Genomic DNA, 13,329 nt, shown 5'->3' on the forward strand with positions numbered 1-13,329 from the left:
GATGTGTCAGTGGTGCTCCATTTTCAGGGCTGTTTCCCGCCTAGAATTTCTTAGGTCCGCGGCCGCGTTTTTGAAAGGACATGGATGTTCTCCGGGAGGTTTTCGGCTATCCATTTATGGAGCGTCCCCCCCATCCGTGAAGCGATTCATAATAATAAAAGTAATCTTTTTCTGTGGATCATAGTGTAAACATGAACTCCTGAATTTGTTTCCGCAGTGCCTGAAACGCAGAGTCTCCCAGCAGCCCTGCCCGGAAGGACATGGGGAAAGGAACCGTGAATTCTTCCCTGATCCTGCCTGGACTGCGTTCCAGGACGACGATACGGTGGGAGATACGGATGGCCTCTTCTACGTCATGGGTTACAAAGAGAATCGTCTGTTTCCGGCTCTCCCAGAGGTGAAGTAACAGGTCCTGCATCTGGCAGCGCAGCTGGGCGTCCAGGGCTGCAAATGGTTCGTCCATCAGCAGGAGCCGCGGATGGAGCACAAATGCCCTTGCCAGCGCCACGCGCTGCTGCATACCGCCTGACAGTTCATGGGGATACTTGTCTTCAGAGCCTTGCAGGCCCACCAGACGCAGCATCTCATCAGCCTCTTTCTTTTGCCTACCCGGGGCAGCCCCGCGGCGTTTCAAGCCGAACGCCACATTTTCCCGGGCGGTCAGCCACTCAAAAAGCGCCGGAGTCTGGAATACGACGCACCGCTGAGCTGAGGGTGCAGTGACCTTTTCCCCGTCCAGCCGCACTTCTCCGGATACCGGATCATCAAAACCGGCAATGATGTTCAGCAGAGAACTCTTTCCACTGCCGCTGGGTCCCAGCAAGGAAACGATCTCTCCTGGACGTATGTGCAGGGAGATATGATCCAGTGCCTCTGTATGCGTGCCGTTTTCATTTTGAAAGTTCTGGCAGATCTGATCGATTAACAGGCCCTGTTCATTCATGACTTATTTCCTCCTTTACGCATCTGGGGGCTGACAGCACGGCATACTGCCAGCAGCAGCAGATCCGTCAGCTTTCCCGCACAGGCAATGACAATCATCGTTGCCAGGACAATGTCCACATGCCCCAGCATCCGGCCATCCGTCATAACCGCGCCCAGTCCTTCGGTCACCCCGGTCACTTCTCCCAGCACGAGATATGCCCAGGCAACTCCCAGTCCCAGCCGCAGACCGACTGCCACATCGGGAAAAGCAGCGGGCAGAATGACCGTCCGAAAAAGGCTAAATCCTTTAGCGCCCAGCATCTGCCCGGCGCGCAAGGTTACCTCCGGCACCTGGGAGGTGCCGTGTGCGGTATTCATATAGATTGGGAAGAAAGAGGCCAGTGCGATCAGAAACAGTGTATTGCCTTCTCCGATGCCAAACCAGACGATCGCAACCGGCAGCCAGCCTATACCGGGAATCGTCCGTGCGAGATGGATCAGCGGATCCACCAGCCGCCGCACCAACGGAATTCCTCCGCTTAGAAAACCCAGAATCAGGCCAAAGACAGCGGCCAGGCCAAACCCGCTGGCCACTCGTTTCAGGCTGTGGAGCAGATGTCCCCAGAGCGTTCCGGAATAGGGGGTAATCCCAAGCTGCCCCGTATCAAAATCAACCAGCACGCAGAGCAATTTCTGAGGCGAGGGCAGCTTATACGCCGGCATCCCGCCCCAGGTCGTCGCGGCGAACCAGACGATCAGAATCAGAGCCGGAAGAATCAGCCCTGCGGGATCAAAACCTCCGGCCTTGCGGGACGCCCGTTTCACTGGAGCCCCTCTTTTGCCTGTTCCAGGAAGCTCAGGTCAAACATGGCGTCGATATCCGGAACAGTATCGATCATGCCCAGCTCCAGCATTTGCTGAGCCAGGTTTTTTGTATTCTGAATGTACTGTTCATCAATATCCCAACACAACTCTATGTTCTTAGCCGATGCCTCCAGAAGAGCCTTGTCCGTGCCAAAAGACGCCGCTTTTTCCAGCCACGCATCCGTATCGCTGTTCATCAGCTGGGTGGCTTTAATATGTGCATTCACCAGACTCTGAACCAGCCCAGGGTTCTTTTCAATGGTATCTTCTGTCACGATCATCCCCGCATTAATGGTTCCGATACTGTCGTCAAAGTATGGATAGCTGAGAATCCTGCCGTAGCCGTCCTTTACCGCCTGTGAGGGGTATGGCTCACCGCTTAGAAAGGCATCGATCGTACCGTCAGACAATGCCTGTCCCATATCGAAAAAGTCGATCCGCACCAAGGTAACGTCTTTATCCGGATCCAGCCCTGCCCGCTTCAGCACATCCAGCAAAAGAACATGGTGCATCGTACCCGGGACATAGGCAATGGTCTTCCCTTTCAGGTCCGCTTCACTCTCTATTTTGGATTCTGCTCCCACCACCAGGGCAGAGCATTTATTGCACAGGCTGACCACAACCTTGACAGGTTCCCCCTTTGACGCTGCAGTAATCGCGGTAGGGATAGTCGTACCGGTCATATCCAGGCTGCCGGCCAGAAGCGCGGTCTTCTGATCGCCCGGATTGGTAAACGGCTTCACCTCAATCACCGCGCCGTCCCCCAGTGCCTCCTCATAAAAATATGGTGTCAGCGTCTGTGCCGTCTTCCAGGTACCCACCGTAGCTTTCATGTTTTCGGCAGCCGGTTCTGCCCCCTGCGCTGCCGCCGGGTCTTTCTTCTGTTCTTTTGTCCCCTCTTTTACCGGGCTGCACCCAGCGCACAGCCCGCCCAGAAGCACGCCTGTCATGAGCAGTGAAATCACTTTTTTCCCGATTTTCATCTTTTTATTCCTCCCTCTCCAAAATCGTATTCCATTTATGCAGTCTGATGGACAGTATATCCCGCCGCTTCAAATAATTCCCTGGCCCGTACCGTATCAAACTGATTCCATTTGCCCCCGGAACAGCAGCAGGTATCCCTGGGAATGGCCCCCGTCTCCACCACGGTCACATTTGCCCCAAACTCCATAGCCAGCTGAGTTCCGGGATGGATGCAGATATCGGGCACACAGGCGCCGCAGGCCAGCCGCGTCACGGCAATGATCTGAGCCATACGTTCGTCACTGACCTGGAGATGTACGCCCAGAGGCGTACCCTGCACGGGGATCCGGGCCATAGCGCCCGATACAATCGCCCCACAGTCCGCTGCCAGCAGGCAGAGATCCGCAATCTCTTCATTCGTGTGCTCCACTCCAATGGGCTCTACAAGAAATACCAGCTTCAAAGGGGAAGCCTGTACCGCCCTCAGCGTATCAATACGTGTCTGCGGCTCAAAACGAGTGTCACGCCCTTCACCCAGACGCAGGGAATGATAAATAAAATCTACTCCGCATTCTGCAAGCCAGTAGGCCGTCTCAACTCCAAACTCTCCGATGTTAAGTCCGATCTCGTAAGCTCCCGGTACCTGTTCCCGTATATACCGGATCATCTCCCCCAGCTGAGCCTGGGAATAAAACTCCGTAGTGCGCAGAACGATCCACCTCACACCGTTCTCTGCATACTCACGCACCTGACGAACCGTCTCCTCTGCATTATATTCCCGCCGTTCACCAACAATCCCCCATTTTTCTCCCAACGAACAAAAGTCACAGTTCATAGAACAGGGAACAAAATCCACACCAATTGCCCCCCAAAGATAGGCCCGTTCCCCTGTAAGCTCCTTAGCCGCCCTGCGCCCTGCCAGCCCCAGAGCCTCCCATGCCCGGCTTCCAGGCTCAATACTAAGCAGCTGAACAATCTGCTCCTTACTTAAGACCTCCTTGCTGTGAATTCGTTTTTCCGCATACTCAATCAATTCCAAGTCCAACATTATCAATAACCGCCTTCCTTCTCATGCGCCCACGCAGACCCCGGTCAGTCTCTTGCGGCCCAAGTTATTCTCTTCAAAAGCCGCTGCTTCTGCAGCGTCTATATAAACTAGGATAAGACAGCACAGGTATTGTTTCTGGTAATTTCTCAAGAATGTTTTGTATTTTATACGGGACAAGTTTCTCTCTCACGAAAACATCCCCATGTTCATAGCTGGGCGATCCTGATCAGACTCTCTGTTCCGTGTTTGATTTTTTCTTCTGCCACAACTCGATATATATTTTCAATGATTTCAAAGGGTATTTGCTTTCGACTTTACAAAAGGCAGCAAAAGTATATTCTATATGCTCTTTATATTCTTTGGAATAGCTCATTTTTTTCACCCCCTTTCTTCCCAGTAGGGGGTTATTAGAACAAAGTGGGCAAGCCCACCTCAACTCCCCCCTCACTCATGAGGGGCTTGCACGCTTTGGCGCCGCCGCGATGCCGCCTTGCGGCTATATACCTTATTGCGGCGTGTGTATCCCCCTGAGGGTTTTTATGATATAGGAAATTCCAGAGGAATTTCCTATATCATAAAAAATGCCCACGCAGCATAAAGCCGCATAGGCATTTTGGTAATATGAATTATTTAAGCAATTATAATGATTTGTGTATTCATCTCTATGGTCGTAAAAGCCCGTTACAGGAAACAGTTGTTGGACGTTAATAAGGGTTTCCTGCCTGTATTTCGGGCAGTACAGAGGAAAGTTCTTCAGTTCGGTATCGCCACGTATCTTCCATCTTGTTTTTCTTTGACCTATAGGACATATTATCCATTCGATATTCATACTAAATGCCCCAATCTTGACTAATCATTTGCAGCTTTACCATATGCGGGTAAATCTTGCCTGTATTCAGCAGTTTTTCCGGCGCTCCCTGTTCAGCAACAGAACCGTCTGAAAGCACAACTACTTTATCCGCGCCGCTTACGGTACGCATACGGTGGGCGATAACAAGTACGGTCTTATCCTTTATCAGCCTTGATAAAGCAGCCTGTATCAATGTTTCGTTTTCCACATCAAGGCTTGCTGTTGCTTCATCAAGTAAGATGATCGGAGAATTTTTAAGGAAAGCGCGAGCGATTGAAATACGCTGCCTTTCGCCGCCGGAAAGTTCACAACCATTTTCCCCAATCATGCTGTTATAACCATCAGGTAGCTTTGACGTAAATTCTTCACAATTTGCCAGTCTTGCCGCTGCAATCACTTCTTCGTCGGTCGCATCCTTTCTGCCTATTCTGATATTCTCCATAATTGTGTTGTTAAACAGCGTCACATCTTGAAATACGATAGAGTACAGCGACAACAATGTTTCCGGCTCTATTTTTGATATATCCATACCGCCAACAGTGATTTTTCCTTTGTTTATGTCCCAAAACCGCGCGGCAAGGCGTGACACCGTAGTTTTGCCGCCGCCGGACGGTCCGACTAAGGCGGTAACTTCTCCTTGTTTAGCCGTAAAGGAAACATCTTGCAATACAGTTTCCCCCGTATTATAGGCAAATCCTACATGGTCGAATACAATGTCATAGCCTTTATTTGTCATTGCATTGCTTCCTGTCTGAATCGGGTGGTCAAGAATTTCATTCATACGGTTTATGTTCGTTTTGGTAGAAATTATCGCAGCAAGATTCTGTAATGCACCCTCAAGCGGGGCATACAGTCTCGAAGCTACAAGTAAAAACATAAAGAACAGCGGAATATCAATCTCCCCAAGAATAAGCAACGCAGAACCTACAAGAGCAACCGTAGCAATCCCAAACTTTAATATCAGTGTTGAGGAAACAACAAAAAGTGCTGTCCCAAGTTCTGTGATAATGTGCCGTTTTTCTACATAGTCAATTTTTTTGTCAAGCCCTTTTAGATAACTTTCTTCCGCATTGTTTGATTTCAAGTCCTGTAAGTTTTCGATACACTCCTGTACGCCGCTTTCAAGCGCAACATTTGCCTCTACGGATTTACGGTTAAAGTATTCCTGTATGCGTGCTGAAAAGAATGTGATTGTAAATGCAATCGGTAAAACCCAAACCGCCGCAAGAGCCATACGCCAGTCATAAGCAAAAAGGCAGATTGCAATCAGCGTTGTTGAAATAAGGGAGCCTGCCAATGCAGGTACATAATGGGAAAACGCTGTTTCCAGTGTGGCGCAGTCGCCCATAATTGAATTTGTCAAATCGGCAAGATCTTTTTTTCCAAAAAAGGATAACGGGATTTTACGAAGCTGTTCTGCTAAGGAGATACGCCTTACACCGCTTTCCACATAAGTAGCTAAATAAGTGGCGTTATATTGAAACCAAGTCACAACAAAGATAAGGGAAAGGCAAACCAAAGCACCAACTATATAGAAAGCAATACGGTTTCCATTTACATTCCCGTTCATGGTATCAATAACAAAGTTATAGAGTAGTCCAACAGGGAGCATAAAGGATATATCCTGTGCCACACAAGCAATACAGCCTTTTATCAAATCGACAGCCCCCTGTCTTGATAACGCAAAGCGTCTTTGTAATGTCTTAATCATGCATTTACCTCCAATCCTTTGTTTTCATTCAAAATTTTCCATTCTGCCGCTTCGGAATAATTCTTCCACATTTTTGTGAATATGCCGTTTTTCTCTATCAGTTCGCTATGTGTGCCACTTTCTACAACCTCGCCGTCTTGCAATACATAAATGCAATCCGCGTCTGTGATTGACGATAGCCTGTGCGCAATCATAATTACTGTCTTTCCCTTTGAGAGCGCGGATAGCGCCTGTTGTACGCGCACCTCATTGTCGGGGTCGGCAAATGCGGTCGCTTCATCAAGAATCAGGATAGGCGCATTTTTCAAAATTGCGCGGGCAATCGCTATTCTTTGCTGTTCGCCACCGGATAGGTACACGCCTTTTGTGCCGACAACCGTATCAATGCCATTCGGTAATTTTTCGATAATATCCAAGCACTGTGCAGCTTCCAGAGCATGGGCGATTTCTTCTCGTGTAGCGTTAGGCTTTGCCATACGCACATTTTCCAATATGGACGCTTTGATAAGGCGGCTGTTCTGAAATACAAAAGATACCTTATTCATCAATGTTTCTTTCGGAATGTCGCGTATGTCGATATTCCCTATCAGTATGCGTCCTTTTTGCGGGTCAAAAAATCTTGTGACAAGATTTGCAAGTGTCGTCTTGCCGCCGCCGGATGCTCCTACTAATGCCACTGTCTGTCCCGGCTTTATTGAAAGTGATACATCATTGAGCGCGTTTTTCTCTCCGTCATAGCTGTAACTAACGCATTCTAATGTAATCCCATTATCTTTAGGGATATTATTCACTTTGCTTTCAGACAATGGGTTTTCGTTCAGCACTTCATCAATCCTGTTAATTGCGTCCCCTACAATCATTGCGTCCTCACTCATAAACATAATCTTTGTGAGTGTCGTACCGATAACAGGCGTAATCACAATATAGAAGATAAGGTTTAGCAACAGTTCATTTGTTACACCGCCCCTTGTAAAGAGAATACCTCCGGCAATCAAAAATGCGAATACGCCGTTGATTGCCGTTGTATAGAACATCATAGGCAGACGCAACGCTTTTGTGTATGCGATTACCCATGTTTCATAATTATCTATCGCGTTTTTGAAGCGTTTGAAAGAAAAAATTGTCTGTCCGAAAGTCTTTACTACGGGTACGCCTCGTACATATTCAACGGCTTCATTTGACATATCAGCAAGTGCGTTTTGATATTCTTTCATTTTTTGTTCCATTCCTGCTCCTGTCATCTTCATCATAATCAAGAAACCAAGTATAACAGGAACAAGGCTTAAAAGTCCTAACCGCCAGTCAAAGGTAAGCAACAGGAAAAGCAGACCTATGGGGGTGGCGATCGCCCCCGCTTTGTCGGGGAGTCTATGTGCAAGATACGTTTCCGTAGCAGCACTGGAACTATTTACGATTCTCCGCAGTTTTCCACTTCCATACTTTTCCGTTACTCCAAGTGGCAGGGCTGTAATATGGCGCATAAGCTCTTTTCGGATATTTGCGGCAACCCGGAACGCGCTTATGTGCGAACACATCAAAGCGGCTATATAGACAGCAATAGAGATAACCGCAAACAATACCGCAGACCAACCGTAGCTTGTAACATTCCCTGCTTTTGAGTAGTCAGGGGAAACTTCCAGTATGTCGTGAATGATACGCCATATATACCAAAAAGGTACAAGAGCCAACAGCGCACTCATTATGGACAATACCCAAGAAAGATAGGTTAAAATCTTATGCGCTCCGGCATAGCCCATCAATCTTGATAGGTTTGACTGTTTTTTCATTGAAAAAAACCTCCTTGAAAAATTTTTATGATATGAGAACAGAATGTTTGCCCTCGAATATCCTCATTTTGGTTAGTAGGGACCTTATGAAGTTAGTTGTAACTAACTCACTTATAAAAATTATAGGGCAGATTGCCCTAACGAATTTATTCGTTTTTTATTGCCCCATAATCTTCATCCACCCAGCAGTATAGAAAGCTCTCATTTCTTTCAAGTAATGCTTTGCTTCTTCAAGCGGCATTTCATGTATAATCAGCTCAAAAAAAGTATTAAACATTCCTGTAATCAAGATATGCTCTAATCGTTCATCAATAGGCGGTGCAGCTCTGCCTATTTTTTCAAGAACCGCTAAATAATCATGCGTTCCTTTTGTTTCAATTTCTACCATTTCATCAATCAATTTTGAAAAACGTGTTCCCTCCGCACAGCAAAGTATGAGCTTAAATTCATTCAAGTGTTCATAGGCATACAAGAGCATTTCATACATACACTCGCCGGAAGTAGAAGTCAGATTGTCGGGTTGTTCCTCTGGCGGGATTTCAGCAAATTCTTTTTGAGCCTTGCAGAATCGTTCCAGTAAAAAGTTGTAGTGTTCGCCTACCAGTGCTTCAAACAAGTCCTCTTTGCTGTCGTAGTAGCCATAGAACGCACCCGTTGTCACGCCTGCTGCTTTGACAATGTTTCGCAAAGAAGCAGACTTATACCCTTTTTCAAGAAATTCCTGCATGGCTGCTGATAGAATTAGGTGTAGTGTTGCTGTTTGTTCTGCTTCGCTCATTGTCTCACTTCCTTGTTTGTAACACTGTTATATATCGCTGTTATATGATACTGCAAATCAAAAACTTTGTCAATATTTCAAAACAGATTTTTGATTTTTTCTATGAGTTTGGCATTTTCTCCATGCTTTCCGTAGTAGGAGTAAGAAAATGCAGGGCATTTTCGGAAAAGGGTACCCTTTTCCTATGCTTGCTAAGAAACTTATCACATTACAAAGTAAAGGAAGGACGGAAAAGGAATAGAATGGAAACAAGAACAGGAAACAGCAGATTATAAGCAGAAACAGGACAATCCGGCAAATGAAACAGTCATTTACAAAATCGGCGCAACATTTTATGAAGTGTCTGCCTCTTGCGGCGGCTCTGAACAGCTCTACGATAAGATGAAACGGCTCATAAAAATCATCAGATTTCCCGTAATATGTTCAGCGTACCCGCCTATCCGGCATCGGGTGTTCAAGAATTACTTAGCAGCATGGGTACATATCACAACGGCATATACAGCCCCAGCACCTTTCCAGCCTCCCTGTCATGAAGCGTCCCCGTCCGTCGACAAGTCTAAAGCTTGCCGACTAAATCCCGATTTAGATTCCTTCGTACTACAGTCACATTTAAATTCCTATAGTAAATTTATTATGTTTGTGCTAGAATAAAAAGGGTTTTGGCACTCTTTGCCAGACCCTTTTCACCAAATTTAGATTAAATATTAAGGAGAACAATTATGGCAGTTATCCGACCCTTTCAGGGCGTGCGGCCTGCAGAAGGACTGGCTTCGTCTATTGCCGCACTGCCTTACGATGTATATGACCGGGAAGAAGCCCGGGAAGTAGTGGACAAGAACCCACTTTCTTTTTTGAAAATTGACAGAGCCGAGACGCAGTTTGCACCGGATACGGATATGTATTCCCAGCCTGTATATGACAGGGCGAGGGACACTCTGGAAGAGATGATCCAGGACGGTTCTTTCGTCAGGGATGAAGATCCCTGTTACTATATCTACGCCCTCATGATGAATGGGCGGATCCAGACCGGGCTTGTGGGCTGCGCTTCGATCGATGATTATATGGAGAACCGAATCAAAAAGCACGAAAATACCAGGGAAGACAAGGAGCTGGACAGGACGCGTCATGTGGACACGTTAAGCGCACAGACTGGGCCGATCTTCCTGGCCTACCATGCCCGCCCTGAGCTGGATACTATGATAGCAGCAGTAAAACTCACTGCTCCTCTCTATGATTTTACAAGCGAAGATTCCGTCAGGCATCAGGTCTGGAAAATCAGCAGTCCGGAAAATATCACCAAAATCGCTCATATTTTCGAGGGAATTGATAATATCTATATAGCAGACGGCCATCACCGTGCTGCATCCGCCGTAAAGGCCGGACTGAAGCGCCGCAAGGAACATCCCGGCTTCAGCGGTGAGGAGGAATTCAATTATTTCCTTTCCGTCCTGTTTCCGGCAGAAGAGCTGCACATCTACGATTATAACCGGGTGGTGGCGGATCTGAACGGTTATACATTTGACGATTTTCTGGATCTGCTCAGAAGCGGTTTTGAAATTACCGATATGGGGCACGAGGTCTGTCGTCCTTCCTGCAAGGGCGAGATCGGACTTTATGGAAACGGCTGCTGGTACCGGCTGACGGCACATCCGCACCTGTTTTCGGAAGACCCCGTGAACAGGCTGGATGTATCAGTCCTGCAAAATGTAGTCCTTGGCCCGCTGCTGAATATCCGCGATCCCAAAACAGACAGCCGGATCCGCTTTGTAGGCGGTATACGGGGGCTTGATGTACTTGCAGAGGCCGTAGACAGAGCAGGTGACGGCGCTGCATTTGCCATGTATCCGACTTCTATGGAGGAGCTGCTTGCAGTGGCAGACGCCGGGCTGCTTATGCCGCCCAAGTCCACCTGGTTTGAGCCCAAACTCAGAAGCGGATTCTTTATCCATCAGTTCGAAAGATAGATTGCAGGTACAGTTCCATTATATGAATAAAAAAGGAGATGTAATAAATGGAAAGAAATGGCCTTTGCTGGTGCGGCAGTGGAAAGAAATATAAAAAATGCCACATGGCAATTGAAGAAAAATTAAAGCTTCATGCGGACAGAGGCGAAATCGTCCCAAACCGCAAGCTGCTAAAAACTCCATTCCAGATTGAAAAGATCAAAGAAAGCGCTGCCCTGAATACCGCGGTGCTGGATGCGGTCGCAGAGCAGATCCACATCGGAATGAGTACCGAAGAGATCGACAAGATCGTTTATGATGTAACAACAAAGAATGGCGGCATCCCCGCCCCCCTGCATTATCAGGGATTCCCGAAAAGTGTATGCACTTCATTAAATAATGAGATATGCCATGGGATTCCGGATAAGAATATCATTCTCCAGGAGGGCGATATCATCAATGTGGATGTATCAACCATTCTGAACGGCTATTTTTCAGATGCCTCCCGCATGTTTAAAATGGGGAAAATCTCCGAGCGCGCCGAGCGCATTATAAAGGTAACTGAAGAATGCGTAGAACTGGGGCTGGCCGCTGCTAAGCCCTGGGGGCATCTGGGTGATATCGCGGACGCAATCAACACACACGCCCGAGCCAACGGTTACTCCGTTGTGGAAGAGATCGGCGGACACGGCATTGGGCTGCAGTTCCATGAAGACCCGTTTGTCAGCTATGTAACGCCTAAGGGAAGCGAGATGCTTCTTGTGCCTGGTATGATGTTCACCATTGAGCCGATGATTAATGAGGGAAGCCCTGATTTCTTTATCGATGAAGAGAATGACTGGACCGTTTATACTATTGATGACGGGCTATCCGCACAGGTCGAATATATGGTCATGATCACCGAGGACGGGGTTGAAGTATTAGCAAAATAAGAAACGCGTTAGAAAAGCCAGTCAGTAAAAAGAAGTACTGCTTTGATTACTCTACTTCGTAAACCTTATTGCATGGAAAAGATGATAATTTGAAATCCAATATTGTTTTAAACAAAGACAGCCAGGAAAAGGAGTCTCATATCACCCCTTAATCCTGGCCTTTCTATTACTTAATACTATCCTTAAGCCTGTCACAACCATACTCAAACGCTAATTTAGCAGCTTGTACTCTATTTTTTACTTCTAATTTTGTATATATTATACTTATATAATTTTTCACTGTTTGCGGCCCCACAAATATTATATCTGCAATTTCATTATTTTCTTTTCCGCATGATATTAAGTATAAAATCTCTTTTTCCCTTGGATTCAGCCTCCCTATCTTTTCGGCACATTTCAAATCTTCCTTCTCATATTCACCATTAGTAAGCCTGTTCGTAATTTTTTTCAGTATTTTTTCCGACATCATGACATTGTCTGTTAGCACTGCTCGTATCGATTCAAAAAATACTTCCGGCGCCATATCTTTTAAGAGATAACTATTCGCACCAAATTTAATCGCCTGATAAACATAATCATCATTATCAAAAGTTGTTAACATGACAATCTTGGTATCTGCATCTTTCTCTCGTATCTGCTTTACGGTTTCTATACCATCCATTATCGGCATACGGACATCCATTAAAATGATATCTACAGAATGACATTGCAAATAGTCAAGTGCTTCCTGCCCATGTAAAGCAACAAAAACGACATTAAAATCGAGCTCTCCTTCCAGCACCTGCTTTAGACTCTCTGCAAATAGTATTTGATCGTCAACAATCAATATGTCTATCATGCCTTCCCTCCCGCATCAATAGGAATACTTGCTACAACCGCAAAGCAGTCCGTTTGATTATATATACTCAGGCTGCCGCCGAGATACCTGAGCCTCTCCCGCATACCTGTTATTCCAATTCCTTCTTTTAACTGTTTACATCCCTTGCCATCGTCTTCAATCCGGATATACAAAATGCCGTCAATGTATGAATAAATAATATGAATATTATTAGCATGTGCATGTTTATAAGAGTTCACTACGCTTTCCTGTACAAAGCGGTAAATAAAATCTTCCGATTCCTTAGACATACTTTTTGGAATATCAATAAACGTCTGTTCTATATGGATACCCGTGCTTTCCTCAAATATTTCCAGCATCCGTGTTACCGCAATCAATCCGCTTGTCTCAATATTCTCTTCCCGGAGAAAGTACAACACTTTTCTGGTTTCCCGCAAACCCTCCTTTGCCTGCTCCTTTGTAAGCTCCAGCAGCTGATCCAACTCCTTATTGTTATTGTTTTTTCTTAAGGCCGCTTCCATCATCATGGTAATATTTGTAAGCGTGTAACCGATAGAATCATGAAGCTCTCTGGTTATTCTTTTTCGTTCCCTGTCTATGGACTTCTTTTCCAGTATAATGGTCTCATAAATTAAGACACTTTTTCGGACAGATTTTAATGAATCTGATATACTAAAATCAGTATGAAAGA

11 protein-coding genes and 1 pseudogene are annotated in these 13,329 nt (G+C 46.3%); 2 read left to right on the forward strand and 10 right to left on the reverse strand.

Features of this window, described 5'->3' with window-relative positions:
- Nucleotides 1–178: 178 nt before the first annotated feature.
- From GKG43_RS21920 to GKG43_RS21955, 8 genes and pseudogenes are all read right to left on the reverse strand, one after another.
- On the reverse strand, nucleotides 179–943 hold the full coding sequence (locus GKG43_RS21920; protein ID WP_129880036.1) for an ABC transporter ATP-binding protein: 765 nt from the start codon (nucleotides 941–943) through the stop codon (nucleotides 179–181).
- Nucleotides 940–1,749 (reverse strand): ABC transporter permease, encoded by an 810-nt coding sequence (locus tag GKG43_RS21925; protein WP_129880038.1) that lies wholly within the window; start codon nucleotides 1,747–1,749, stop codon nucleotides 940–942. The genes GKG43_RS21920 and GKG43_RS21925 overlap by 4 nt, the downstream gene beginning before the upstream one ends.
- A complete protein-coding gene (locus GKG43_RS21930) occupies nucleotides 1,746–2,771 on the reverse strand; it encodes an NrtA/SsuA/CpmA family ABC transporter substrate-binding protein (protein ID WP_173020142.1) in 1,026 nt (341 codons plus the stop codon). The genes GKG43_RS21925 and GKG43_RS21930 overlap by 4 nt, the downstream gene beginning before the upstream one ends.
- 35 nt (nucleotides 2,772–2,806) lie before the next feature.
- Nucleotides 2,807–3,799, reverse strand: coding sequence for a radical SAM protein (locus GKG43_RS21935; RefSeq protein ID WP_050639015.1), 993 nt, complete (start codon nucleotides 3,797–3,799; stop codon nucleotides 2,807–2,809).
- A gap of 691 nt (nucleotides 3,800–4,490) precedes the next feature.
- Nucleotides 4,491–4,628 (reverse strand): annotated as a pseudogene (locus tag GKG43_RS23485) (cysteine-rich KTR domain-containing protein); the annotation flags it as partial.
- Nucleotide 4,629: 1 nt separating this feature from the next.
- Nucleotides 4,630–6,360 carry an ABC transporter ATP-binding protein gene (locus tag GKG43_RS21945; RefSeq protein ID WP_055152244.1) on the reverse strand — a complete coding sequence of 577 codons (1,731 nt, stop codon included), beginning with the start codon at nucleotides 6,358–6,360 and terminating at the stop codon, nucleotides 4,630–4,632.
- Nucleotides 6,357–8,147 (reverse strand): ABC transporter ATP-binding protein, encoded by a 1,791-nt coding sequence (locus GKG43_RS21950; protein ID WP_129880042.1) that lies wholly within the window; start codon nucleotides 8,145–8,147, stop codon nucleotides 6,357–6,359. Before GKG43_RS21950 ends, GKG43_RS21945 begins: the two co-directional genes overlap by 4 nt.
- Nucleotides 8,148–8,304: 157 nt before the next feature.
- Complete coding sequence (locus GKG43_RS21955; RefSeq protein WP_050639019.1) at nucleotides 8,305–8,925, reverse strand: TetR/AcrR family transcriptional regulator; 621 nt, start codon at nucleotides 8,923–8,925, stop codon at nucleotides 8,305–8,307.
- A gap of 719 nt (nucleotides 8,926–9,644) precedes the next feature.
- Here GKG43_RS21955 and GKG43_RS21960 point away from each other — a divergent pair.
- Both GKG43_RS21960 and GKG43_RS21965 read left to right on the forward strand, forming a co-directional pair.
- The gene (locus GKG43_RS21960; protein ID WP_129880044.1) at nucleotides 9,645–10,889 is read left to right on the forward strand and encodes a DUF1015 family protein; all 1,245 of its coding nucleotides are present in this window, start codon (nucleotides 9,645–9,647) and stop codon (nucleotides 10,887–10,889) included.
- Between the two features lie 47 nt (nucleotides 10,890–10,936).
- Nucleotides 10,937–11,800, forward strand: coding sequence for a methionyl aminopeptidase (locus tag GKG43_RS21965; protein ID WP_129880046.1), 864 nt, complete (start codon nucleotides 10,937–10,939; stop codon nucleotides 11,798–11,800).
- Between the two features lie 166 nt (nucleotides 11,801–11,966).
- Here GKG43_RS21965 and GKG43_RS21970 read toward each other — a convergent pair whose 3' ends face one another.
- Both GKG43_RS21970 and GKG43_RS21975 read right to left on the reverse strand, forming a co-directional pair.
- The gene (locus GKG43_RS21970) at nucleotides 11,967–12,638 is read right to left on the reverse strand and encodes a response regulator transcription factor (RefSeq protein WP_050639022.1); all 672 of its coding nucleotides are present in this window, start codon (nucleotides 12,636–12,638) and stop codon (nucleotides 11,967–11,969) included.
- Nucleotides 12,635–13,329 (reverse strand): sensor histidine kinase (locus GKG43_RS21975; RefSeq protein ID WP_129880048.1); only part of this gene is annotated, 695 nt, incomplete at its 5' end. The genes GKG43_RS21975 and GKG43_RS21970, both read right to left, overlap by 4 nt.

The sequence above is a fragment of the Eubacterium sp. BIOML-A2 genome (assembly GCF_009680135.1).
Lineage (GTDB): Bacteria > Bacillota > Clostridia > Lachnospirales > Lachnospiraceae > Faecalicatena > Faecalicatena contortus_B.